The sequence below is a fragment of the Okeania sp. KiyG1 genome, from assembly GCF_014132355.1.
GTDB lineage: Bacteria > Cyanobacteriota > Cyanobacteriia > Cyanobacteriales > Microcoleaceae > Okeania.
The window spans coordinates 85303-109175 of sequence record NZ_BLZO01000136.1 but is presented as its reverse complement, the minus strand read 5'-3'; the positions used below and the strand labels follow the sequence as shown (position 1 = coordinate 109175).

Genomic DNA, 23873 nt, shown 5'->3' with positions numbered 1-23873 from the left:
ACAATAAATATACACCCAACAATTATTCCTCCTACTTTCTTTCTTAGCTCTCCCCACATTCCCCTCCACGGTCGGGGAGGGGCTAGGGTGGGTCCCCACCCTCCCCACACTTCCTTGACGCACTACCGATTTTTGCACCCTGATTCCAAGTAAGTTCTAATTTGCTGTCTCTTCTCTGATTAAGTTTTTGACTAAAAGGTGCTTCAATACTTAACTAGACAGTGCAAAGTTCTAGGAATAACTATTGCTAGCTAAGGCTTTCAGCTATCTAAAGGTTAGAAACTTTCTATTCAGATTTGTAGGTGCTGTAAGCCTTTTCCAGTAATACTTTTAGTCTTGAAAGCTAATCATTCTTTAGAAGAACTTTGTACTCTCCAGTACTTAACTAATATTTAGATATAAATTAAGGTTTTTTAAAAAGGACAAAATGAAATATTTTTTGATTAAGTGAAATTATTATTTATTATCGATCCCTAATAATTGTAAAACAGTTTTACATTTTTTTCATATAAGAACCAAAAGTAGTAATGATAGAAGTAGAAGGGAAGAGTAATTTTTATATGCAAGCCTTCCTTCAATTATATTAATTGAGGAGAAATCCATGGTTGTAATAACATCAAATACTAAGAAATTAACATTAACTGAAAACTTAAATCAGCAACTTATGAGTTATCAAATATCACAGAAAGAAATTACTGTCAGCAATCATAGAGTTGATCAAGATGAAGCAATAGTGACAAATTTTTTAGCTGAACTACCATTAGTTTTAGAATCTCTAGAAAGTCTTTCCGAGAAACATGATTCCAGCAAATAGTCAGCAACAAATGTCAGCATAAAATGAGATAAAATTTGTTGTTTTTTAAAGTCTTGTTAGTAATTTTGTTATTAGGTAATAGAGAGCGTAATCTACCTAACTTCTAAATATCTCAAGAATAATCCTCAATAATTATCATTAGCAAATCTCAAAGTAATTCGACTTCAGAATTAGCTCTATTCTTGTTAACGATATCTGGAGTAATCAACCAAGATGCAAAACTCTAGGAAACAAGGATAGCTAAAAGCGATCGCTCCTATTTGATTTAGCATAAAGAGCGATCGCCTAATTTTTAAACAGATAGAAAGAATTACTTAGTAGGCCACTCAGTATGGAAGAACTCACCACGAGCTTTATCAATACGCTCATAAGTGTGAGCGCCGAAATAATCCCGTTGAGCTTGAGTCAAGTTTTGAGGTAAAGTTGCTCGACGATAACTATCAAAATAATCCAGAGAAGCACTAAATGCAGGTACAGGCAAGCCTAACTTACCAGCAGTAGCAACAACTTCCCTCCAAGCATCTTGGCGATCGAGAATAGTCTGCTTAAATTCTGGTGCTAGCAATAAATTAGGCAAACCAGGATTTTCATCAAAAGCCTTCTTAATCTTATTCAAGAAGCCAGCTCGAATAATACAACCACCCTTCCAAATTCGCGCCGACTCACCCAAATTCAGATTGTAATTAAACTCCTTGGATGCAGCAGCTAACAACGCCATACCCTGAGCATAAGAACAAATCTTAGAACAATACAAAGCATCGCGAACCTTGTCGATCATAACTTTGGCATCGCCTTCATACTTACCAGTCGGACCTGTCAATTCTTTAGAAGCAGCTACGCGCTCATCCTTAATACCAGACATAATCCGAGCATTAACAGCAGCGGTAATGGTTGGAACAGCAACACCCAACTCTAAAGCATTAATTACCGTCCATCTACCTGTACCTTTTTGTCCGGCAGAATCAACAATCATATCAACTAGATGATTGCTAGTCTCAATATCTTTCTTAGTGAAGATGTCGGCGGTAATTTCAATTAGGAAGGATTCCAACTCAGGAGTTTTATTCCATTCAGCAAAAATTTCATGGAGTTGTTCATTACTAATACCAACAGCATTTTTGAGTAAGTCATAAGCTTCAGCAATTAACTGCATATCGCCGTACTCAATACCGTTGTGTACCATTTTTACATAGTGACCAGCACCACCAGGACCGATGTAGGTGACACAAGGACCATCATCAACTTGAGCTGCTATTTTAGTTAAGATTGCTTCTAACTCTTTGTAGGAAGCCTCTGTACCCCCTGGCATTAAACTAGGTCCCCATAAGGCTCCTTCTTCACCACCACTAACTCCCATCCCCATGAAACCTAATCCGGTGGATTCTAAATCTCTAGTGCGACGTTCTGTATCTTCGTAGAGGGAGTTACCACCATCGATAATCATATCATCTTTGTCTAGGAGAGGTTTTAGTTGTTCGATGACTTTATCAACTGGTCCTCCCGCTTTTACCATAACTAAGATTCTGCGGGGTCTTTCTAGAGATTGGACAAAATCTTCTAGAGTGTAGGCAGCATAGACATCTTTACCTTGTGCCCGCTCTGCCATAAATTTCTCGGTTTTATCACTACTGCGATTGTATACGGAGATGGGAAATCCATTGCGTTCTACGTTGAGAGCTAAGTTTTCTCCCATTACGGCTAGACCTATAACACCAAATTTTTGCTGTCCCATAATATTTTGACTTCCCTGAGTTTCTCTACTAAATTTTAAGTACTGTTTTCAGTACAATCTTTAGATTACAGGTGTTTTTTTTGACTTTTTCTAGTAAAGGTTTTTTAAGATTTCAAGTATAGGTTGATACAAAAAAAGCGTATTTAATAGACCTCTCCAGAAAAGAGGCAACAGAAAAGAGGGAACAGGGAACAGGGAGAAGTAATTGATAATTTATGGATAAGAATTGATTCTATTTTTGATTTTTGTAGATTTATAATACAGATTAATAATTCTGTATAAATCAATTCATTCGTAAGCATTTCCTAGGTCATGCTGCGCAAACAGCGGTCAGCTATCAGCTATCAGCTATCAGCTATTGCTTTTAGTAAGTGATAAAAGCAATATTTAATTGAGAAACGAAAAATCTTACTACAAAAGTCAGCTCCAAAGTCTGTATTAATTTCAACCCTGTCCTTAAGTACAAGGTCTTATTGCTGTTAACGCAGTTCCTCCGCAGGAGGCTAGTTCAATAATTGATAATTGATAATGGATAATTGATAATTACCTCTCCCTAAAAGGCAGAGGATTGAATAAAAGGAAAATTTTTTCTCTCTTGGTCGATGGTCGGACAGCGAGGAGACTTCGCCATCCCTCGACCGCTTGTTTCTCCTTTATAAGGAGAGGCTTTAAACCTTAATTATTCGGTAACAGCTAGCTGAATGCTTACATTCAGTCTTATACCAAGCGTGATAAAATATTTATTTGAAAGTCTAAATTAAACATAGTATTGGTATTGATAATTGGTATGATTCAAGAGGTAATTTATGGATGAATTAAAGTATCTTGCTAATTGGGTAAAAGAGCAACACGCTCAGGAATATATTTTGACTTGGTTATTGAATCAACCCGGACTTTGGTGGTCTGATGGAGAAGCTTATCAGGCTGCTTTACAAAAATCTGGGAAATTATTGAGGGAGTATGTTCAAAAAAACCAAAGTGGAGATTTATTTCAAGGTATTGCTGAAAAAATTGTAGATGATGAAAGTTGGAATGAAGTGGCAGAGTCTCTGGCAAAAATTATTTCTGTTTATCAACAGGAGTTGGTAAGATTACAAGATTTTAGTCGGCGCAAAAATAACCAAAATATTTTAAAAAAAATCTAAATAGTGATGATTTATCTGTTGAAGAAAATGAAGACATGGAAATACAAGAAGCTTTGCCCGATCCATTTGCAGATGCTTTAACTGGTCAGGGGTAGGGAGTAGGAGAGTAGGGGAGTAGGGGAGTAGGGGAGCAGGGGAGTAGGGGAGCAGGGGAGTAGGGGAGACCTGAAGTTGGAAAAGCTGTGAGTAGGAAAGAAACCAAAATACATCCTCTTTCTTTGTAATTGGAGCTGAGGTAATAATAGCTGATATCATCAGGTAATTTGTCCCCAGTTCAATCAATAGATATCTCTAGAAAAGAGGGAGTAGAGAGTAGAGAGTAGGCGGAAAAAATTAATCAGGACTTACGCAAAAAAGGAAATTATACACCATCTGTAGGGGCGAACGGCTGTTCGCCCCTACTATATGTGGTGGTTTTGCCTAAGTCCTGTTAATGTATATAGTAGGAGAATTAATTTGATTTTTTATTATCGGAGATATCTAACAGCTTAAAACTCAGACAAAGCAATATTTTTCCCTCTTCCTTCTTCCTTCTTCCTTCTTCCCTCTTCCTTCTATTTAAACTTCTGGTTTAATACCACCAAATAAAGCTATTTCAAACAATTTCATAAAACAATCAACATGAATAAAACCTATTTTTCTTAACCAGTCACATTGAGTTTCTACAGGAGCAAGAATATTTGCTTCTTTATCTGGGCGACTATAATACTGCTGATTAATTTCTTCCCTAGATTGATTTTTGTTGCCTTGATTTTGATGAAAAGCATAGAGAGAATCAACAAATAATTCATCAAATAACTGCTCAATTAATTTAGATGGCGGGGCAACGTGTTCCAAGTTCAAAAATAATCCTCCTGGTTTTAATAATTGGTAAATTTCTTGATATATTTCTTGTTTTCTGATGTCTGGTTGATGATGAATAGAAAATCCTGAGACAACTACATCAAATGGTGCTTTTCCCTGAATTTTATTTACCCATTCTGGTAAACCATAATCTTGATTGATAAATTCTAAATTAGCTTGATAATCATCGGCAACTTTACTTTTTGCAGCTTCAATCATTGCTTCTGAAAAGTCTAAAAATACTCCTTGAGAATTAGGGTATTGACTGAGAATTGCTTGACCTAAAATACCATCGCCACAACCTAAATCTAAAAAGTTATTTACTTGAGGTCTAGTTCCCTGAATAATTCTCAAGATAATTTCAATTTGTTCAGTAGCTAAAGGAATTGCACTCCTGACACCAGAAAGATATTTTTGTGCAAGGTCTGCTTTTGTCCAGACTTGATAGTTTTGACTCATTTTTCAGAAATAATTAAATATAGAAATGTTTTATAGCATTTCTCATAAAAATACATTTACGATCCCCCTAAATCCCCCTTAAAAAGGGGGACTTTGAAACCTATTTTAAGGGTTTCCAACCTTATTAAGGGCGACTTTGAAACCTATTTTAAGGGGTTTCCAACCTTATTAAGGGCGACTTTGAAACTATTTTAAGCAGTTCCCCCTTATTAAGGGGGTTAGGGGGGATCTAAAACTGTATCTAATCAATTTGAGAAACGCTATATACCAATTTAATGTGAAGTTGCACAGAATAAACTTAAGCAAGACAATACTTTTATAAGCTCTAGTTATATGCAGCTTCATCAAAATTTGGTATCAGATAATTCTAGTAGAGTTGGTAAATATTTGTCTACCAATCTTTGCTTTCTTCTAATCTTCGTCTTGAAATTCAGTTGCTATTTTATCGAGTCTTTCATTGGTATCTTTAGTCATTTTTAGTAAACCGATACTGACAATTTGTGAAGCAAGTCCGCCTGCTGTTGTGGCTGTTCCTTCAGAAGTTTTTCCTGACAGTAAAAGCCCCGTACCTGTTACGCTGATAATGGCACTAATTACAGTTAAGGTTAGAGCAATATTAAAGCTTAATTTTGCTTGGCGCAGGCGTTCTTGAATTACGAGTTGTTCCATTGTGGCAGAGGTAGAGTTTTGATTATTATTAAATGTAGTCATCGTTAAAATTCCTTTATTACTTTGTTGTCTCCTATATTTACATTTAATAATTAGAGTAACAATGGGAAAATGTAAGGAAATAATTTACATATAAAATACGGAAAAATTATGCAGTTTCACAAATAAAGTATGGAAAAGTATGGAAAAGTATGGATTTATCTATTTTGGATAGTAAATAAATTTATTATGGTACGATAAATCACGAGTCTATATTTCTAAACTATCCATGAACTCAGAAGTTAAATTTACTTTAGATATAGCAGAAAAACTTGCAGACAAGTATCTATTTGAAAAGACAGGAAAATATCTCAGTGATGTTGAAAAAACAGTTCTTCAAGGTTCTTGGGATGACAAGTCTTACCAGAAAATTGCAGAAGAATGTGATTATGCCACAAATACTTTGAGTAAGGATTATGGCAAAAAGCTATGGCGTAAGCTTTCAAAAGCATTAGGAGAGGAGGTTTGTAAGAAAAATTTTCGAGAGGCTTTGAAGCGGAAATGGCAGAAACAAAAATTATCAGAAATCAGCAGTTATTCTGAAGGAAAAAAGGAAATTTATATTGAGCGACAACCCATTGAATCTATTTGCTATCAAACAATTTTACAACCAGGGGCTTTAATACCAATTAAAGCACCTTGCAAAATGGGCAAAACTTTGCTTTTAAACCAAATTGTTAACTATACTAGGCAAAAAATTATTGTACTGTTAGATTAGATTTCCTAAAATTGCCAAAAGAAAAGTTTAAAGACCTGGATATATTTATGCGGTGTTTCTGTGCTTATATCCAAAAGCACCTGCCAGATAATTTACCGAGAATAACTGAAAATTGGAATGATGTAACAGGTAACACTATCAGCACCACAAATTATTTAGAAGCAGTTATGGAAAATTTGGAAAATCCTCTACTTTTAGCGCTAGATAATGTTGATAAATTGTTTGATTACCCAGATATTTATCAAGATTTTTTACCTCTATTACGGAGTTGGCATGAAGAGGCAAATAATATTGATGTTTGGGAAAAACTACGTTTAATTGTAGTTCATTCCACAGAAGATTATGGACGTTTAGACTTGAATAAATCTCCGTTTAATGTCGAAGCTTTGATAGAGTTAAGAGATTTTAATCAAGAGGAAATTAAAAATTGGGCACAACAACTTCAACTTAATTTAACTAACGATGAAATTAAGTCTTTAATGGAAAAGGTAGGGGGTCATCCTTATTTAATCAAACTGGCATTTGATAAATTGGTACGTCAAGAAGTCACCTTAACAAAATTGTTAGAGGATGCTACTACTGATGCTGGAATTTATGAAAGACATTTGCGCCGACATTTGAATACACTAAATGGAAATCCAGAACTAAAAGCTGTTTTTAGACAAGTAGTTAATGCTAGGGTATCAGTACAAATTGATTCTATTCAATCCCATAAATTATATAGTATGGGATTAATTACTAGAGAAGGAAACAAAGTAATGCCTCGGTATATTTTGCATCGTATATATTTCCAGGAACATCTATAAAATTTAAGCATTTCCTACGGAATGCTGCGCAAACAGCGGTCAGCTATCAGCTATCAGCTATGAGTTATTAGCTCATTATTGCACTGAAGGAGGAATTAGTATCCAAGGAAATTAAAAGTTATGTTTGCTTCTGCATTCCGCACCAAAAGAAAAAGGTTATTTGATAACTTTAGTAAGTTATTACCTTCAAAAGCTGATAGCTGACTGCTAATAGCTGAATGCTTATATGAAATTGACTTATTAATTAGTTGTTAATCACTTTTAAATTACCGAATAATTAATAATTCAATAATTCAATAATTCAGGTTGAAAGCCTCCCTTTTAAGGGATGGGATTGCGAGGTTTCCTCGTCATATTCAATCGACAAAGAAAAGAAAAAAAATCCTTTTAACCAATCCTCTTATTTATAAAAAGAGGTAAGGGATTTGCAACTTAATAAAGTACCAATTATTAGTACATAAAAAAAGCCTGTTTCTGTCATTGCGAGGCGGTGATATTAGACTCAACCTTAACCGGAAAGAGTCAACCTAGCCGAAGCAATCTCTAGTCTATTTTTTTGCTAGTCCCTAATTCTAAATTCTAAATTCTAAATTCTTGATATGTTGTCAACTACTAACTATTATAAAGTCGGTGGAAGTTTAAAATATACACACCCCACCTACGTCAAACGAGAAAGTGATTGCTTGCTAATTGATGCTTTAAGAAATAGGGATTTTTGTTATGTGCTGAACTCACGACAAATGGGTAAGTCTAGTTTACGAGTTCGGGCAATGAAACAGCTTGAAAGAGAAGGGCTAAAATGTGCGTCCATAGATGTTACAAAAATTGGTAGTCATGTCACTCAAGATACTTGGTATGAAGGATTTGCTTCTGAATTATTACGAGGATTTCGTTTGAGAGAAAAGGTCAAATTAAATGATTGGTGGCAGGAACATAGTGCTGTGACTCCGGTACAACGTTTGGGAGCGTTTATTGAGGATGTATTGCTGGTAGAATTATCACAAACTCTAGTAATATTTGTTGATGAAATTGACAGTATGATTAAGCTAGAGTTTAAGGATGATTTTTTTGCTTTTATCCGCGCTTGTTATAATCAGCGTGTTGATAATCAAGATTACGAACGTCTGACATTTTGTCTATTGGGAGTAGCTACAGTATCGGATTTAATTCAAGATAGAGAACGTACTCCTTTTAATATTGGTACATCTATCGAGTTAACAGGTTTTAGTTTAGATGAAGCAAAAGAGGTTTTAACTCCTGGTCTAAAAAATAGGGTATATAATCCAGAAAAAGTATTAACTGAAGTTTTAGAATGGACTGGTGGGCAACCTTTTTAACTCAAAAGTTGTGTCAAATAATTGTTAAAAATAATTATACCTATCATCCCAATATTAAAAAATTAGTTGAGAATTACATTATTAATGATTGGGAATTTCAGGATAATCCAGAACATTTGCGTACAATCAGATACAGACTTCTACATAATGAAAAAAATCTTATAAAAAGACTAGGAATGTATCAGGTAATTTTACAGCAAGGAGAAGTGGAATTTGATAATAAGAGTATAGAAGCAAGAGAGTTGCAGTTGTGTGGCGTAGTTGTTAAACAAAAAACAAATTAAAACCAACTAACAAAATATATAAAAAATTTTTGATTTGTCGTACATAGAAAACATCTTAAACAAAAAGCGGTTATATTATGGCGATAAGTTTAATGCTTGGGTTAAATCCAATTTTAAAGAACAGTTCTACCTGTTGTATGGAGCGGAATTGCAAGATGCTTTAAAATGGGCACAAGAAAATAGCTCCCTTAGTGAATATGACTACGAATTTTTGAGTGAAAGTCGAGTATTCGATCAAAAACTCAAATCATTGGTGGATGATATACAAATTTATCAAGATGTGATGAAAATAGTCGAGTCATCACTAGAAGGTCGAAAAATTTTCAACATGATTCGTGAAGTGCCATACCCAGTTAAAGTTTACTTCCATATAGGTGCTGCCTTCGCTAAACTCCGAAAGTGGGATAAAGCTGTTTCATTTTATAATCGCGTTATTGATTATCGACCTAATTCAGCAGCAGTTTATCACCGCCTAGGTTATGCTCTTGCTCAACAAAAAAAAGTGGAATGAAGCCATTGACTCTTATCATCGTGCTATCAAAATCAGTCCCAGTTCACCTGAAGCTCATTACCATTTAGGCATTGTCTTAGGTCAACAAAAAAAAATGGGAAGAAGCAATTAACTCCTACCGTTGTGCAATAGAACTGAAGTCTGACTTAACTGAAGCTCATTATTATTTAGCAGATGCTTTGGCTAAACTGCAAAAGTGGGAAGAGGCTGTTACTCACTATTATCAAACAGTCAGACTTAATCCCAACTCAAATCAAGCTCATTATCACTTGGGGATTAGTTTGGCTAAACTGCAAAAGTGGGAAGAAGCAATTGAGTCTTATCACCGTGCAATAGAACTTAAGTTTGACTTAGCCGAAGTTCATCACCGTTTGGGATACGCCTTAGCTAAATTGGAAAAGTGGGAAGAAGCAATTAAGTCTTATCGTCGTGTTGTAGTTAAAAATCCTAAATCTGCTATAAATTTCCATCATTTAGGAGTAGCTTTAAGTAAACTCCAGAAGTGGGATGATGCTATAGAAGAGTTTTGTCGTTCTGTGGAATTAAATCCGAACTCAATTCATGTCTATGCTGACTTGGTAGAAACCTTAGATGAATTTCATAATTGGCATGAAGTTTTGACCAAGCGTGGTAGTTTCCTGTTTCAAAAATTAAATCCTTCTTCTCATACAAAGATTTATAGCTGTTTAGGTGTAGCCTTTGCTAAACAGAAAAAATGGGATAGAGCTGTTTTTTGCTACAAAAAAGCTCTTGAGGGGAACCCTAATTCAGCAAAGATTTATCATCATTTAGGATATGCCTTCGAGAAATTACAAAAACGGTATGAAGCAGTAAAATCCTATCGTCAAGCTCTTCAACTTAAACCTGAATCTAAAGAAATTCGCGATCGCCTAGATACTTTAACCCAATAAAAAAGGAATTTGAATCAGAATCTTAAACTCTTCAGTCATCAAATTCCTCAAAACCCAGATTGACAAAACTACTAATTAATTCTCAGATTCACTTAACCAATTAATCAAATCCTCCAGAAAAGTAAAATTCAATTGGGCGATCGCCAATTCATTCAACTGAGAAATAGATAAACTCCGAATTTTAGCTTCTATTTCCTCATAAATAATTCCCAAACTATGAGTTAAAACAAGAACAATTATTTTAGCTTGCCCCTTTTGGAAGCCACGTTCAAAACCTCTTTGGAAACCACGTTCAAAACCACGTTCAAAACCTACTTGAAAAGCACGTTGTTCTCCTTCCTGAAAAATCTCCTGGTAAATTACAGATTCTTTCATAATTTCCTCCCTCAAAACGAGCTTTTTAATTCTCAGATTGACTTAACCAATATTAACGATGGCATGCTCAGATAACCAATTAGTTAAATCATCGAGAGAAGTAAAATTCAATTGGGCGATCGCTAACTCATTCAACTGAGAAATATCTCTCCTCCGAATTTGAGCTTTTGTTGTCTCAGAAATATCTCCGAATCTGTGAGTTATTAATGTGATAATAACTGCAATTTGTCCCTGTTTAAAACCTCGTTTGAAAAGCACGTTGTCCTCCTTCCTGAAAAATATCTTGGTAAATTATAGATTCTTTCATAATTTCCTCCCTTAAAACGAGCTTTTTAATTCTGAGATTGACTTAACCAATTAATCAGATCGTCCAGAGAAGTAAAATCTAACTGAGCATCTGCAAGTTTGTCCAACTGAGAAATAGATAGACTCCGAATTTTAGCTTCTATTTCTTCAGGAATATTTCCCAAAGTACGAGTTATCAAACGGATAATTATTTTAATTATTTTAGCTTTTCCCTTTTGCAAACCACGTTTTTTACCACGTTTTTAGCCTCGTTTTTAACCTCGTTTTTAACCAATTTTTTCTCCTTTCTGGAGAATATCCTGATAAATTACAGATTCTTTCATAATTTCCTCCCTCAAAAGTTGACGAATTAAATTTTTATCAAATCTTAAACCACCTAGTATTTCCGCAGCAGCAGAAATATTTCTTTGTCGATCTAGCTCTTCTATTCTACCAATTCTATCTGCTACTTCTGACAATAAACCTGTCGGACTTTCACTACGAGTTAAAGTTGCCAGTGGTAACAAAGCATTATCTGCCAGAAAAGGTGCGGACTCCTCCTCCCAAAGTCTAATTACTCGATAAGAATGGCGAGTATTTTGCCTTTTAAATTTCTCTTGAAAAGCCAATTCTGAGAGATTGTTTGAGAAGTCCCATTTGCTATATCCAAGCCCCCTAAATCCCCCAATTTTGGGGGACTTTTAGAAGCAAATAAACTCTTGTTCCCCCCAAAGTTGGGGCTAGGGGGGCAAAATTCAGTATCAAAAAACTTTTCAGATATCCTCTAAAGCAGTCTCTTTTAAAAAGATAACAACTTGCTCAATATCACACCAATATTGCCCATAAAGCAACGTCCAATATTTGAGCATTCTATTCAGTTATCAGTTATCAGTTATTAGTTATCAGTTATCAGTTATTAGTTATTAGTTATCAGTTCTTTGATTTGAAGTCTTACAGCAGATTCCGGACAAATGAGGTACAAATTTGGATAGTAAAATTATTGTAGTGCGGGCATCTTGCCCGCGATAAGTGTACCTCTTAAAGAAGTCAGAAGTCAGAAGTAAACCCACCCCTAACCCCTCCCAACCCACCCCTAACCCCTCCCAGGAGGAGGGAAGTAGGGGATTTGAGCAAGGTTCCAAAAATATTTCGCCTTAAAAGGCGGGATTTTAGACCCATGTTATTTTGATAAATAATTTCTGTTTTAATTACCCGCACATTATTAGAGTTAATTCCCAGTAACCAGCGGAAAAATTATCTAAAATAATTTCCAAGTTTCAATCAATTAAAGTACCATATTTATCCATAAAATCTAAGAGAATTTTTTGATGAAATTCACCAAGCGATCGCTCCATTCCAGCATTCTCAGAATAAGCTTTACCAGCCTTAATTTCTGCTGGAGTTAATAACCCCATATCCCAACCTTCTCCCAAAACCAAATCTTTTAATTCCACAGTTAAAGGAGCATAAAATACATGACGAACAACTTTAACATCAGAGTAAACACCAAACTCCGAAACTGTCTCAGGTATATAACTTATTTCTTCTGCTAATTCTCTTTTCAGAGCCACTTCTGCTGTTTCTCCAGGTTCGATATGACCTCCAAAAAAAGCCCAAACACCAGGATAAAAAATATTCGGAATATTATCCCGGAGTTGCATCAGAAATTTCCCTTCTCGGTAAAGAATAGCGATCGCTACATGAGGTAAATTATTGTTATTCATTTTCTTCTTGATTGTAAAAGCATTCAGCCGTCAGCTATCAGCTAATAGCTGTTTGCGCAGCATTCCGCAGGAAATGCTTACTCTTGATTTTGATTTTCAACTTCTACTCGTTCTATTTCTTCTACATAAAAATCTCCCACATCCTGGTTTCCTAATTCGGGAACCACTATACTTTGATAACTTATTTTCCCTTTAATTGTTATTTCCGTTCCCACCTCTGGTAATTCTGCTGTAGTAAATATCCAAATACTGCCAGTATCATCTGTTAATTCATAAGCACCAGTTTCTAAGAATGGAGCTTGACTTTCTACAGTTCCTTTCAAATATACTTGGCGATCGATTTTACCCCTTGTTTGAATTTTGTTAATTCGACTCACATTCAGATTTAATTTAATCGCTGTTTCTGTAATTTTTCCGCAACTAATTAAATTTGTTACTAACAACAGAATTAGAATAGTTTTGAATTTATTAAACAATGGATTTAAACAGAAAGAAGGAATAAACAGAAAGCTAAATGGAAACTTCTGCAATATCCTTAATAAATTCATTCTCAATACATTTTTATCAAAATAATTGGGTCTAAACCTCCCCCTTTTAAGGCCAATTTTTTTTGGAGGCTTGCTCAAATTCCCGTCACAAAAATAACTTCTGACTCTCTTGGTGCGCGTTTCCTTGCGACTGACGTCGTCGCGGGGTCGCACCGCTTCTGACTTCTGACTTCTGACTTCATTAATGGCTTCCCTCGTTTTCATCAAAACTTTTTTTCCTTATTTAAACTATGGTTTTATAATTATTACTAAAAAAATAAAATTTATTTCCATCACTTTCATCATACTTAAAATTTAGAAGTATAGCAGAACAAAGAAGGAAGAAATAAGAATAAAAAATCTAGCGTTGTCTGAGTTTTAAGTTTTATAGCAATCAGGAATCAGTTGTGAGAATTGAGATATTCCTTAAAAGTATAGAATATAGCAATTATTATATTCATATGATAGGTTTTTTCTACTTCTGTGTTCCCTGTTCCCAGCTTAGGTGTTCCCTAAAAGTTTGCAATATCTCACAACTCAAATCATATTGCTATAGAACTATCCTAACCCTTGCTTTGACTGCTATAATTTTTTTTAATTATCACCTAAAAATTAAGCCTTAAAGCCTCTACTCATCAAAGATAAAAAAGAAAAAAACATCTTTTTTGAAGGAGAGTTCAAGAATTTAGAATTTAGAATTTAGAATTACCTCTCCTTTAAAAATTGACTAATCATGAAAATTTTTCTTCTCTTGGTCGATTGGATATGGCTCCGAGACCCGCTCTTATCAGAGCCGCTCCGCTGTTAGCGTTTGCGGTAGCATTCCGGAACGGAAAGCTTTGCGGTAGCAAACGCCATCCGGAGACCGCTTTTTATCCTCTTAAAATTAGGAGGCTTTCAACCACAATTTTTCGGTCATTTCAGTTATCAGTTATCAGTTATCAGTACCTCTGCAATAAAGAGGCTTGATATCAGAAATAGTTTCTGTTTTTATCTCTTTAAAAAGCTATGCTTTATCAACATTTTTTAAAACATAAAACTTGATAGCATAGACAGGTTATCTACAACTAGATAAAAGGTTTTTGTCAGATAAAAAGTTTATTAAAAAGTACATTTTTTTGATTACTTAAGTTGTTTTTTCCTATCTACTATGATTCTTTCTTCCTTCTCCCCTGCTCCCTGCTCCCCTACTCCCCACAAAGTTTTCAGGAATTCCTTATAAGGGATAGTTTAAAAAGGGAGACTTGAGACCACAAATTTTCGGTAATTGTTAATTATTAATTGTTTAATTCTTTCATCCTGACCAAATAAATAAAGCCTCAAGCCTGCTCCTTCAAGAGGATAAAAAAATAAAATTCAGTATTTCAAGCCTCCAGTTTAAAACTGAGATACTGATAACAGTTAACTTTTAACTGAAATTATCCTAGATTCCACTAAAATATTAGTTTTCAAATAAAAATACTCTATTATTCCATAATACCAATAAAATATTTAACTCTATATTGAATCCTTTAGTGCCCAAAATTAAACAATATTTTTATTTACTTAAAACATCACAAAATCTACTTTTAGATACTAACAACCATACTATTATTCTTATGTTGACAAAAAATATACTTTAAAAATCAAAAATAAAAATAAAGAAATCTATTCCGATACAGAATTTTCAAAACAAAACTCAAACAAGAAATAACCATGGTAAATAAATTAGACGGTAAAGCACTGGCCAAAAAAATCAAAGCAGAACTCCAACAAAAAGTTCAAACTTTGCAAAGCAAAATTGGTCGTCCTCCGGGGTTAGCAGTATTAATGGTGGGAGACAACCCTGCCAGTGCAGTATATGTCCGCAACAAAGAAAAAGCCTGTAGTCAAGTAGGAATATCCTCCTTCGGCAAACATTTTCCGGCCCAAACATCTCAAGCTGAACTAACACAAGTAATTCAACAATTAAACCAAAACCCAGAAGTAGACGGCATTCTCGTCCAACTACCTCTTCCAGAACACTTAGACTCTACTTCTTTACTCTACCAAACAGACCCCAGTAAAGACGTAGATGGACTTCATCCCATGAATTTAGGTCAACTGCTCCGAGGTGAAAAAGGTTTACGCAGTTGTACTCCTGCGGGGGTGATGCGCTTGTTGCAAGAATACAAAATAGAATTACCGGGAAAACAAGCAGTAATACTGGGGCGTAGTATTTTGGTCGGCAAACCAATGGCATTAATGTTATTAGAAGCTAATAGTACAGTAACTATTGCCCATTCTCGGTCTCAGAATTTAGAGGACATAACCAGAAATGCAGATATTCTCGTAGCAGCAGTTGGTAGGCCAGAAATGATTACGGCGGAGATGGTCAAACCAGGAGCAACAGTAATAGATGTAGGAATTAATCGAGTCACAGATGAGGCAGGCAATAGTAGATTAGTGGGAGATGTTCAATTTGACTCTGTAGCGGAGGTAGCAGAATTTATTACTCCCGTGCCTGGTGGAGTTGGCCCGATGACTGTAGCCATATTATTACAAAATACTGTAGAACGCTGGAGTAGTTTACTCAAGTAGGGAAGTGGCTCACACAGATTATGGCACGGATACACGGATAGGTCAGGGAGTGGGTAGGGACGTTGCATAAGGGCGTCCGTACAGGGAGTGGGGTAGTAGGGGAGAAGTAAAAATAAGAATAATTAGGGCTTGCTGATTAAATATAAAAGCACTATTCAATAAAGGTTTGAGCCTTTTTAGGTCTGGAAAGAGTACCTAGTTTTTGGCTGTTGTCGTCTCAAAATAGTAAAGTTTTGACAGTAACTATCAGAAAATGTGGCCATGACAGATAGTCTAAACTGTTCCCTGTTCCCAGTTAAGTGTTCCCTATCATCACTATTAGACTTTTTCAGCAAACCCTAATTAACATTAAACTGAAGTGACACCTCTGAAATGTTGTCCTGCAAAGAATCGTTCAATAGGTACTGATAATTGTTAACGCAGTTCCTGCGACAGGAGGCTAACTGACATGACAGCTTATACTTTATAGCAGTTGAAGGAAAAGAAAAATTGTCCTTGGAGTCAATCCTATTCTTTAAAAGGAAAGGTAATAATTCATTATTAATTATTAATTATTAATTATTAATTGTTGAAGACCTACCACCTACCACCTACCACCCAAAACCTTCTTCAAATAAATTTTCAGGATTGAAACCGATAAAGTGTATAATCTATGGTGCTAATGCCAAATAGTGGCCATAATATTAATCCCATGCTCCCTCAATTTCAAATAGATACAACTTTTGACCTATCTACCTATCTAGCAAAGCAAAAAGCTCTGGTTGAAAAAGCTCTGGACAATTCTATTACCGTAGTCTATCCAGAGAAAATTTATGAGGCGATGCGCTATTCCCTATTAGCAGGTGGTAAGCGGTTACGTCCAATTCTTTGCTTGGCTAGTTGTGAATTATCAGGCGGAAATATAGAAATGGCAATGCCTACTGCCTGTGCATTAGAAATGATCCATACTATGTCATTGATCCACGATGACTTACCCGCAATGGATAACGATGACTATCGCCGAGGTAAATTAACAAACCATAAAGTTTATGGTGAGGATATTGCTATTCTGGCAGGGGATGGTCTGTTAAGTTACGCCTTTGAGTTTGTAGCTACTCAAACTAAGAATGTCCTACCACAGCAAGTGCTACAAGTAATAGCTCATCTCGGAAAAGCTGTGGGAGCAGCAGGGTTAGTCGGAGGTCAAGTAGTAGATTTGGCTTCAGAGGGACTTTCAGAGGTATCTGAAGAAACACTGCATTTTATCCATACTCACAAAACAGGCGCTCTTTTAGAAACCTGCGTAGTCTGTGGAGCAATACTTGCCAATGCTTCCCAAACTAATCTACAAAGACTTTCCCGTTATGCTCAAAATATTGGTCTAGCTTTTCAAATAGTTGATGATATTCTCGATATTACTGCCACAACAGAAGAGCTAGGGAAAACCGCCAGAAAGGATATTGAGGCTCAAAAAGCTACCTATCCTGCTATTTGGGGACTAGAAGAATCTTGGTCTCAAGCTCAAAAACTAATTGAGAATGCCAAGGCAGAGTTAGAAGTTTTTGGAGAAAAGGCCATGCCTTTAATAGCCTTAGCAGATTTTATTGTCAGTCGCAGTAACTAGGAGTACAATATGCAAAATATTGGCGAAATCATGGATAACCATGTTCTATGGGTTGCCCTCCTAGCTTGTGGAATAGCCCAAGTGGTCAAGGTAGTGGTGGAGTTAGTTCAAAATGGTAAGATTAATTTACAGGCTTTAGTCACAGCAGGGGGAATGCCCAGCTCTCATTCTGCATTTGTAGCTGCACTGGCAGTAGGAGTGGGTCAAGCCAAAGGTTGGGGGAGTCCAGAATTTGCACTGGCTTTAGTTTTTGCCATAATAGTAATGTATGATGCAGCGGGAGTTCGTCAAGCTGCCGGACTACAAGCAAGAATTCTCAATCAAATTATCGATGAATTTTTCCAAGAAGACCACCATCTCAGTCAAGACCGTCTCAAAGAGTTATTAGGCCATACTCCCATACAGGTAATAGCAGGTTTTGTTCTAGGAGTAGCTGTATCTTGGGTTGCTAGTTTTAGTTATTGATTGATTTAATTCTAGGACTAATTAATGTCACCCTGCTACTATCCACAACAAAAGCTAAAAATCCGCGATCGCTTAAGTTGAATAAGCTATTTGTAGCAGCTTTCCTATTCTCAGTATATGTAACCAATAAGAAAGGTTTTTGTCCATAGGCAACTAAACCTACATTTCGCCCTAAACTTCTTTCCAACTGTAGAGCAATTTCTGGTTGATTATTATAATCGACTAAAACTGCAAAACCCTTACCCAGAGGTTGAGGATTAAATCCTATTTCAGGAGGCGCTGGTAATGGAGTATCTGATGGAGTTGTTTCTTCGCTAGGTCTAACTACATAAGCAGACAACCCTACAATGTCCTGAATATAACGCGCCCAATCACTAGCCACATCTTGGTCATCAAAACCTCGGATACTACTAACAGTCTGGTCAATGTAGCGACAGACTTCGATGATAATATCTGGCGGTAGACTCCGTCTAACTATATTTTGAGCTGCTGATGTCTCTGTAATTATTACCAGTAAATATTCGTCAGTAGCAGGAGGTTGACAAGTTTCTACACCAAAAGCATGATTAGTATCAATTGTCAAGGATGACAAAAACAAAAAAGCTGAGGCCATAAAAGTTTTCAGGCCCCCCAAGCAGAATTTATGGAGTTGCAGTTGAGTATCATTCATGGCCAAAAACAAAGTAGGGAGTCATTTCAGTTAGCCTCCTGGCGGAGGAGCTACGCTATCAGTTAGCCTCCTCCGGAGGAACTGCGTTAACAGTTATCAGTTATCAGTACCTCCGACTAAAACCGGAGGCTTGAAAATACTGAATTGAATTTTTTTCATCCCTTTAAAAGGCTATCCATTATCCACATCTTTCTTAAGATAATACTTGACAAAATAGACTAGTTATGCATAAGTCGAGCCAAGACTTTTTCGGGAGAAAAAATGTATAGAAAAATACATTCTTTTAACTACTTCAGTAGTTTTACTTAGCTAAATTGATTTTTTCTCCTTTCTCCCCTGCTCCCTCACAGGAGTGAGCGTTCCCTTGCGTCTGACGCGCCCCGCGGGGTCGCACCGCTGCTTCCCTTTTCCTCACAAGGGTTTCAAGACTTATTGGTAAGGGATAGCTTAAAAGGGGAGGCTTTGGACCTCATTGTTTGCTCAGGGAGTAAGGGAGTGGGGGAGTAGGGTCAATTTATCGTCAAGGGAGAAAAATTTTATCCCTTGAAATTTCGTACATCTGGCTAGAATTAGTTAACCAAAAATATAGAGTTGCAAATATTCTCTGGCGACAATAAATGAGCCATTGCTACAGAGGAGGGGGGAATCTAATATATTCTCAAGATACAAGATACATGAAGATAATTTTTATCTAAATGTTGACATTTATACCCGCGCTCTCCGCAGATCGGGAGCGGAGGGATGGGAATGCCAATCAATTTTGCGGTTTCACACAGAATATATTAGAATGTAAACCTAGAATTAGCAAGTAGTAAATGGTTGAAAAAGCTTACAAGTTTAGGTTCTATCCTACTCCAGAACAGGAAAACCTGTTGCTGAGAACATTGGGGTGTGTTCGACTGATCTACAACAGAGCTTTAGCAGCAAGGACTCAAGCTTGGTATGAAAATAAAGAGCGAGTAGGGTATAAGCAAACTTCCGCTATGCTGACTCACTGGAAAAAGCAGGAAGATTTAGATTTCCTAAAAGAAGTAAGCAGTGTACCCTTACAGCAAGGCTTGAGACACTTACAGACAGCTTTTCCTGCGGAATGCTGCGCAAACACTAACTTTTTTAGTGGGCGGACTAAATATCCCTACTTTAAGAAAAAGCGCGCCGGGTGGTAGTGCTGAATTTACGCTCATCAGCGTTCAAGTGGAAAGATGGTCAAGTCTATCTAGCTAAATGTGCTGAACCGTTACCTATGAGATGGAGTAGACAACTGCCACCAGATTGTTTACCAACAACAATAACAGTGAAACTTGATTCCTGTGGTAGATGGTCTGTGTCTTTGAGAGTCAATGATACCAGAGATTTAAAACTTAAACCAGTCAAAAAACAAATAGGTATTGACGCGCGGAATTGCCAGTTTAGTTACTACCAGTGATGGAAAAAAAATTGCTAACCCTAAGAATATAAACAAATTACACAAAAAGCTGAGATTGGCGGGGAAGTATCTATCTAGAAAAACTAAGGGATCTAATAACTACCAAAAGGCGAGACTGAAAGTAGCTAGGATACACGCAAAAATTAAAGATTCAAGAGGAGACTATACCCACAAGTTGACCACTCAATTAATCAGAGAAAATCAAACTGTTGTAGTTGAGGACTTGGCAGTAAAAAACATGGTCAAAAACCATAACCCACCCCCATCCCCTCCCGGGAGGGGAGCAAGAGGGGTGGGTAGTGATGCCAACTGGTCCGAATTAGTCAGGCAATTAGAATACAAAGCTCAATGGTATGGACGGGAATTAATCAAGATTGATAGATATTTTCCTAGTGCCTCTTTCAGAGGAGCTTTCCTATCGGAATGCTTCGCAAACGCTAACAAAGCGTTGTTCTAATTGTGGGCATATAGTAGAAAAATTACCTCTAAGTGTAAGAGAGTGGGATGGCCCAGAGTGTGCAGCTCACCATGACAGGGACATAAACGCTTCAATAAATATTTTGCGGATGGGAACCCGCGTCGGCGTCAGACGCAAGGGAACGCCCACGCTCGAAGGCTGCGGGAGGAGCAGTGTCAGTCTGTGGAGCGACTGTAAGACCTGAAGGGATTAAGTCTGCGAAGGCGGGTGCTAAGAAACAGAAAGCCCCTAACAGTGATGTTAGGGAATCCCGCGCTTTCTCGTGTGAGAGCAGCGTCGGGAGGATGTCAAATAATCCAGTTATACAGTATATGTTAATAATTCTATAATTACTCCCCTACTCCCCCACTCCCCTACTCCCCTACTCCCCACTCCCCTACTCCCTACTCCCCTACTCCCCTACTCCTGTCAATTCTTCAAGAGTCTTTCACAGAAGCATCCTCAAGAGAAGCTAAAGGTTCTGGGATAGAATCTGAAGGTGCTTGAAATTCACCTGTAATTACAGACTCCAAACGTAACTTTAACCAAGTAATAAATTTAGGATTAGTAGAAATAATCCCTGCAGCAGGTTGAGGACATTTTGCCTTAATATTAGCCATTTCAGGAGCTTCTAAAAAAGCAGGCTGAGGAACCAGCCAAAAATCTATTTCTTTTTCCTTTTCGTGATAATCTCTGGTGCGTTCCCTAAAAACTTCTTCTAGGGGTTCTTCCTCTAGTAAAAACTTTTTACTAGCTAAAACGTAATAGTAAGTTTGCATTTCAATCAATCAACAGAAATTATTGACTACTCCCCAGACTCAAGTTACGGGGATTCTAAGTATATACTACGCAACATAATAAATCTGTGTTGCTTCATCTATTCTTAGCTGACCAAAGATATATTCTTTGGGGAAAAGTCAAAGTGCCCCTACACAGTCTACTAAGGCCAATGCCTAGGATTCTGCTTACTTTTTATTCCTAAATAAAGCACAGGACAACTTTAGTTGTCTAGTCTAAACGACTTCCTTCCCGTTTAAAAAACGGGAGCCTTCAATGTCGCTTTTCGGTAATGATAGTAATTATAACTGGTTATTAATGGCTTGTTTCATCTCGCGGACAGCTCGCTCCATACCCACAAGTACCGCCCTAGAAATTATTGTATGACCAATGTTTAGTTCTTCCATACCTTCTAGACAAGCAACTGGATAAACATTCCAGTAAGTGAGGCCATGTCCAGCATTAACTCGAAGTCCAACAGCGATCGCCATTTTGCACCCATCTGCCAAAATCGTCAATTCTTGATGGCGAGTGGCCTCATCAGTAGCTTCTGCATAACATCCTGTGTGGAGTTCAATAAACTTAGCCTGAATTTCTGCGGAAGCTTCAATTTGGGCTTTTTCTGCATCAATAAACATACTGACAGGAATATTTGCTCCTTGCAACTGAGATACTACTTCTCTCATACGAGGGATATTACTTGCAACATCCAAACCACCTTCGGTCGTTACTTCTTCCCGACGTTCTGGTACAAGAGTAATATAATCAGGCTTAATATCCAGAGCGATCGCCACCATTTCTGTAGTAGGTGCCATCTCCAGATTCAAATGAGTCCGCACTGTTTGTCGCAGAATATGGACATCTCGTTCCTGAATATGGCGACGGTCTTCCCGCAGATGAACAGTAATACCATCAGCACCGGAAAGTTCAGCTAAAACTGCTGCTGCTACTGGATCTGGTTCTACAGTTCGTCGCGCTTGTCTAATTGTGGCAACGTGGTCAATGTTGACACCTAGAGTGGGCAATTTTTAATTCTCCTGGTAGTGTTAATCAATTTGCCATATTAGTTTAGTTGGAAATGTTCACTTGAGCAACTGTTACTGTCCAGGCACTTAAAAATTTTACCTATTAGGAAAAAATAATTCAGAATTTGTACCAATTCCGACAGCTAGACTTAAGGAAAGAATAGCTCAATTATGCTCTGAATATGGAATAATATTTATAGAAACACCAAGAAAGTTATACTTGTAGGGGCGAATGGCATTCGCCCCTTCATTTTTAGGTGGTGACGATCTGCCTAATTATGGTGAGAAACCCAATGATTGGAAACCGTCAGGAAAAAGAATAAAGCGATGCAGCGCCGCCAAAGGGGGTTTCCCCCATGAGCGACTGCATCAAGACAGCGTGGTTTGTATAAAAGTAGCAATAATTGGTTAATTAATGCAGACTGTAACGGGGCTGCAAATATAATCACAAAAGTAAGCCGCAAAGCAGTAGGGGCGAACGGCCGAAAGCTTGCGCATAACTATCGTTAACGCCCCTACTTAAGCCAACTGTGTAGGGGCACCGCGGAAATTGTCCCCAGAGAGTATATCTTTGGTCAGCGCTCGAAAAAACGAAGCAACATGGATTTATCCTGTTGCGTAGTATCTGCGCTTGTTTCCCCGTGACTGACCTCCGGGGAGTAGTCAATTAAGTAGGCCATATCAAATCCGGTAGCATTGGTGTAATTAGAGTTAGATAAAGAGTGTGGGGAGATGGGGAGAGAAAGAAAGATTGGGCAATAGTACTCAGATGGAACATTTTAAGCGGATTTGATGTCTTAATTAATAATAGAGTTGTTGGGAATTAAGCTAAAAAAATGGCTAAAACCCTTATCAGTCAAAGTTTATAGCATTCTTTATACCTAAAATCGTAAAAGCCTTATATGGTAAGCTTTTGAGCATTGTTCAACTTTTATTTCCCAACAACTCTAATAAATATGGTTGTGATAAGGATTAATATTTTTCTGTGACTTTCACTTCACCCTATTTCTTAGTTTTATTTTGATTTATGGCTACTTATTAGAATCCCTGTAAATTTAATTCATAGGGTAGTCAATGATTAGTCTTTTAAATCAACTATAGACTAGGAAAAAATATGTTATTGCTGTTTGCATCTCTGTCAATTTATGGCTTTCCAAATCAATTTTAAATCTTGATAAAAACTTGGGGTTTTTGATAGCTATATAAATAAAAATTCAAAAACTGTAAATTGAAAGCTTCTATCCTATAGAAGCTAATACGGGTGCATCTCATATTTGCAAAAATACTTTTTTCCTATATATTCCCTCACAGGAGTGCGCTACCAGATGCGTCTGTCGCGCCCCGCAGGGTCGCACCGTTGCCTATTGCCTAAAAGAGATAAATTTTTGGCTTTATTCACGCATTGAGATGCACCCACTAATACATTGTTTTTGAATCAATGCTATGTTATCAATCCAAGAATTTGGTGCTTAATTAAAATTGCAAACAGCTATAACTAATACCAATTCACTTTAAAGGTGTCACAATATAGTTTCAGACTTTAAATGTTAAATAATTTCCTGAAATTACTGTAGCATCAAAGTTTTGATCTTATAAAATCTTAATTTTGACTGTCAGATGTGCGTCTTACATTCTGAGGAAACCTCGCCAATTAGCACTCGATGCATGACTTTTTGAATTTTGACTTCTGTGAAACGATATAATTAGTTGTA

General features: G+C 36.8%; 27 protein-coding genes and 2 pseudogenes. 17 read left to right on the top strand and 12 right to left on the bottom strand.

Annotated elements, in window-relative coordinates; genetic code table 11:
• Positions 1 to 601: 601 nt before the first annotated feature.
• Positions 602 to 814 carry a hypothetical protein gene (locus SAGCYANO_RS32640; RefSeq protein ID WP_202223870.1) on the top strand — a complete coding sequence of 71 codons (213 nt, stop codon included), beginning with the start codon at positions 602 to 604 and terminating at the stop codon, positions 812 to 814.
• Between the two features lie 310 nt (positions 815 to 1124).
• On the opposite strand, the gene gnd is transcribed toward SAGCYANO_RS32640, so the two are convergent.
• A complete protein-coding gene (gene gnd, locus SAGCYANO_RS32635) occupies positions 1125 to 2546 on the bottom strand; it encodes a decarboxylating NADP(+)-dependent phosphogluconate dehydrogenase (RefSeq protein WP_202223869.1) in 1422 nt (473 codons plus the stop codon).
• 806 nt (positions 2547 to 3352) lie between these two features.
• On the opposite strand from gnd, the gene SAGCYANO_RS32630 reads away from it, so the two are divergent.
• Positions 3353 to 3691: a hypothetical protein gene (locus SAGCYANO_RS32630; RefSeq protein ID WP_237396913.1), complete on the top strand. Its 339-nt coding sequence runs from the start codon at positions 3353 to 3355 to the stop codon at positions 3689 to 3691.
• Positions 3692 to 4249: 558 nt separating this feature from the next.
• Here SAGCYANO_RS32630 and SAGCYANO_RS32625 read toward each other — a convergent pair.
• Positions 4250 to 4993, bottom strand: coding sequence for a trans-aconitate 2-methyltransferase (locus tag SAGCYANO_RS32625; RefSeq protein ID WP_202223868.1), 744 nt, complete (start codon positions 4991 to 4993; stop codon positions 4250 to 4252).
• A gap of 411 nt (positions 4994 to 5404) precedes the next feature.
• Positions 5405 to 5704, bottom strand: coding sequence for a hypothetical protein (locus tag SAGCYANO_RS32620; RefSeq protein WP_237396912.1), 300 nt, complete (start codon positions 5702 to 5704; stop codon positions 5405 to 5407).
• Between the two features lie 226 nt (positions 5705 to 5930).
• On the opposite strand from SAGCYANO_RS32620, the pseudogene SAGCYANO_RS50900 reads away from it, so the two are divergent.
• The 7 genes and pseudogenes from SAGCYANO_RS50900 (at position 5931) to SAGCYANO_RS48300 (ending at position 10268) form a co-directional block, all read left to right on the top strand.
• A pseudogene (locus tag SAGCYANO_RS50900) lies at positions 5931 to 7225 on the top strand (AAA-like domain-containing protein).
• Between the two features lie 599 nt (positions 7226 to 7824).
• Positions 7825 to 8562, top strand: a complete 738-nt coding sequence (locus SAGCYANO_RS32605) for an AAA-like domain-containing protein (protein WP_202223865.1) — start codon at positions 7825 to 7827, stop codon at positions 8560 to 8562.
• The gene (locus SAGCYANO_RS32600; RefSeq protein WP_202223864.1) at positions 8538 to 8846 is read left to right on the top strand and encodes a hypothetical protein; all 309 of its coding nucleotides are present in this window, start codon (positions 8538 to 8540) and stop codon (positions 8844 to 8846) included. The genes SAGCYANO_RS32605 and SAGCYANO_RS32600 overlap by 25 nt, the downstream gene beginning before the upstream one ends.
• A 34-nt stretch (positions 8847 to 8880) precedes the next feature.
• Positions 8881 to 9357: a tetratricopeptide repeat protein gene (locus SAGCYANO_RS32595; protein ID WP_202223863.1), complete on the top strand. Its 477-nt coding sequence runs from the start codon at positions 8881 to 8883 to the stop codon at positions 9355 to 9357.
• Complete coding sequence (locus SAGCYANO_RS50895) at positions 9326 to 9469, top strand: tetratricopeptide repeat protein (RefSeq protein WP_375340037.1); 144 nt, start codon at positions 9326 to 9328, stop codon at positions 9467 to 9469. The genes SAGCYANO_RS32595 and SAGCYANO_RS50895 overlap by 32 nt, the downstream gene beginning before the upstream one ends.
• A pseudogene (locus tag SAGCYANO_RS48305) lies at positions 9456 to 9902 on the top strand (tetratricopeptide repeat protein); the annotation flags it as partial. The gene SAGCYANO_RS50895 and the pseudogene SAGCYANO_RS48305, both read left to right, overlap by 14 nt.
• A complete protein-coding gene (locus tag SAGCYANO_RS48300; protein ID WP_255502789.1) occupies positions 9894 to 10268 on the top strand; it encodes a tetratricopeptide repeat protein in 375 nt (124 codons plus the stop codon). The pseudogene SAGCYANO_RS48305 and the gene SAGCYANO_RS48300, both read left to right, overlap by 9 nt.
• A gap of 75 nt (positions 10269 to 10343) precedes the next feature.
• On the opposite strand, the gene SAGCYANO_RS32580 is transcribed toward SAGCYANO_RS48300, so the two are convergent.
• The 6 genes from SAGCYANO_RS32580 to SAGCYANO_RS32555 form a co-directional block, all read right to left on the bottom strand.
• Positions 10344 to 10643, bottom strand: coding sequence for a DUF4351 domain-containing protein (locus SAGCYANO_RS32580; RefSeq protein ID WP_202223860.1), 300 nt, complete (start codon positions 10641 to 10643; stop codon positions 10344 to 10346).
• Between the two features lie 42 nt (positions 10644 to 10685).
• Positions 10686 to 10901 (bottom strand): DUF4351 domain-containing protein, encoded by a 216-nt coding sequence (locus SAGCYANO_RS32575; protein ID WP_202223859.1) that lies wholly within the window; start codon positions 10899 to 10901, stop codon positions 10686 to 10688.
• 74 nt (positions 10902 to 10975) lie between these two features.
• Positions 10976 to 11170: a DUF4351 domain-containing protein gene (locus tag SAGCYANO_RS32570; protein WP_202223858.1), complete on the bottom strand. Its 195-nt coding sequence runs from the start codon at positions 11168 to 11170 to the stop codon at positions 10976 to 10978.
• Positions 11171 to 11215: 45 nt separating this feature from the next.
• The gene (locus SAGCYANO_RS32565) at positions 11216 to 11557 is read right to left on the bottom strand and encodes an Rpn family recombination-promoting nuclease/putative transposase (RefSeq protein WP_202223857.1); all 342 of its coding nucleotides are present in this window, start codon (positions 11555 to 11557) and stop codon (positions 11216 to 11218) included.
• Positions 11558 to 12205: 648 nt separating this feature from the next.
• Positions 12206 to 12652 (bottom strand): NUDIX hydrolase, encoded by a 447-nt coding sequence (locus SAGCYANO_RS32560; RefSeq protein WP_202223856.1) that lies wholly within the window; start codon positions 12650 to 12652, stop codon positions 12206 to 12208.
• Positions 12653 to 12729: 77 nt separating this feature from the next.
• Positions 12730 to 13404 carry a hypothetical protein gene (locus SAGCYANO_RS32555; RefSeq protein ID WP_237396911.1) on the bottom strand — a complete coding sequence of 225 codons (675 nt, stop codon included), beginning with the start codon at positions 13402 to 13404 and terminating at the stop codon, positions 12730 to 12732.
• A 1470-nt stretch (positions 13405 to 14874) separates the two neighbouring features.
• On the opposite strand from SAGCYANO_RS32555, the gene folD reads away from it, so the two are divergent.
• The 3 genes from folD (at position 14875) to SAGCYANO_RS32540 (ending at position 17806) form a co-directional block, all read left to right on the top strand.
• Positions 14875 to 15738 carry a bifunctional methylenetetrahydrofolate dehydrogenase/methenyltetrahydrofolate cyclohydrolase FolD gene (gene folD, locus SAGCYANO_RS32550; RefSeq protein ID WP_202223854.1) on the top strand — a complete coding sequence of 288 codons (864 nt, stop codon included), beginning with the start codon at positions 14875 to 14877 and terminating at the stop codon, positions 15736 to 15738.
• Between the two features lie 661 nt (positions 15739 to 16399).
• Positions 16400 to 17341, top strand: a complete 942-nt coding sequence (gene crtE, locus SAGCYANO_RS32545; protein ID WP_237396921.1) for a geranylgeranyl diphosphate synthase CrtE — start codon at positions 16400 to 16402, stop codon at positions 17339 to 17341.
• 9 nt (positions 17342 to 17350) lie between these two features.
• Positions 17351 to 17806: a divergent PAP2 family protein gene (locus tag SAGCYANO_RS32540; RefSeq protein ID WP_202223852.1), complete on the top strand. Its 456-nt coding sequence runs from the start codon at positions 17351 to 17353 to the stop codon at positions 17804 to 17806.
• On the opposite strand, the gene SAGCYANO_RS32535 is transcribed toward SAGCYANO_RS32540, so the two are convergent.
• Positions 17796 to 18419, bottom strand: coding sequence for a hypothetical protein (locus SAGCYANO_RS32535; protein WP_202223851.1), 624 nt, complete (start codon positions 18417 to 18419; stop codon positions 17796 to 17798). The genes SAGCYANO_RS32540 and SAGCYANO_RS32535 overlap by 11 nt on opposite strands.
• 872 nt (positions 18420 to 19291) lie before the next feature.
• On the opposite strand from SAGCYANO_RS32535, the gene SAGCYANO_RS50890 reads away from it, so the two are divergent.
• From SAGCYANO_RS50890 to SAGCYANO_RS50875, 4 genes are read left to right on the top strand one after another with little or no spacing between them, the layout of a single operon-like run.
• Positions 19292 to 19642, top strand: coding sequence for an RNA-guided endonuclease InsQ/TnpB family protein (locus SAGCYANO_RS50890; protein WP_375340036.1), 351 nt, complete (start codon positions 19292 to 19294; stop codon positions 19640 to 19642).
• A complete protein-coding gene (locus SAGCYANO_RS50885; RefSeq protein WP_375340035.1) occupies positions 19642 to 19902 on the top strand; it encodes a hypothetical protein in 261 nt (86 codons plus the stop codon). The genes SAGCYANO_RS50890 and SAGCYANO_RS50885 overlap by 1 nt, the downstream gene beginning before the upstream one ends.
• Entirely contained in the window at positions 19865 to 20359 is a 495-nt protein-coding gene (locus SAGCYANO_RS50880; RefSeq protein WP_375340034.1) for an RNA-guided endonuclease TnpB family protein, read from the top strand. Before SAGCYANO_RS50885 ends, SAGCYANO_RS50880 begins: the two co-directional genes overlap by 38 nt.
• Positions 20295 to 20564 carry a zinc ribbon domain-containing protein gene (locus tag SAGCYANO_RS50875; protein WP_375340033.1) on the top strand — a complete coding sequence of 90 codons (270 nt, stop codon included), beginning with the start codon at positions 20295 to 20297 and terminating at the stop codon, positions 20562 to 20564. The genes SAGCYANO_RS50880 and SAGCYANO_RS50875 overlap by 65 nt, the downstream gene beginning before the upstream one ends.
• A gap of 232 nt (positions 20565 to 20796) precedes the next feature.
• Here SAGCYANO_RS50875 and SAGCYANO_RS32525 read toward each other — a convergent pair whose 3' ends face one another.
• Together SAGCYANO_RS32525 and SAGCYANO_RS32520 are read right to left on the bottom strand one after the other, a co-directional pair.
• Complete coding sequence (locus SAGCYANO_RS32525; RefSeq protein WP_202223850.1) at positions 20797 to 21138, bottom strand: MgPME-cyclase complex family protein; 342 nt, start codon at positions 21136 to 21138, stop codon at positions 20797 to 20799.
• 300 nt (positions 21139 to 21438) lie between these two features.
• Positions 21439 to 22161 carry a pyridoxine 5'-phosphate synthase gene (locus SAGCYANO_RS32520; protein ID WP_202223849.1) on the bottom strand — a complete coding sequence of 241 codons (723 nt, stop codon included), beginning with the start codon at positions 22159 to 22161 and terminating at the stop codon, positions 21439 to 21441.
• A gap of 232 nt (positions 22162 to 22393) precedes the next feature.
• Here SAGCYANO_RS32520 and SAGCYANO_RS32515 point away from each other — a divergent pair, with 232 nt between their 5' ends.
• Entirely contained in the window at positions 22394 to 22573 is a 180-nt protein-coding gene (locus SAGCYANO_RS32515) for a hypothetical protein (RefSeq protein ID WP_202223848.1), read from the top strand.
• Positions 22574 to 23873 lie beyond the last annotated feature (1300 nt).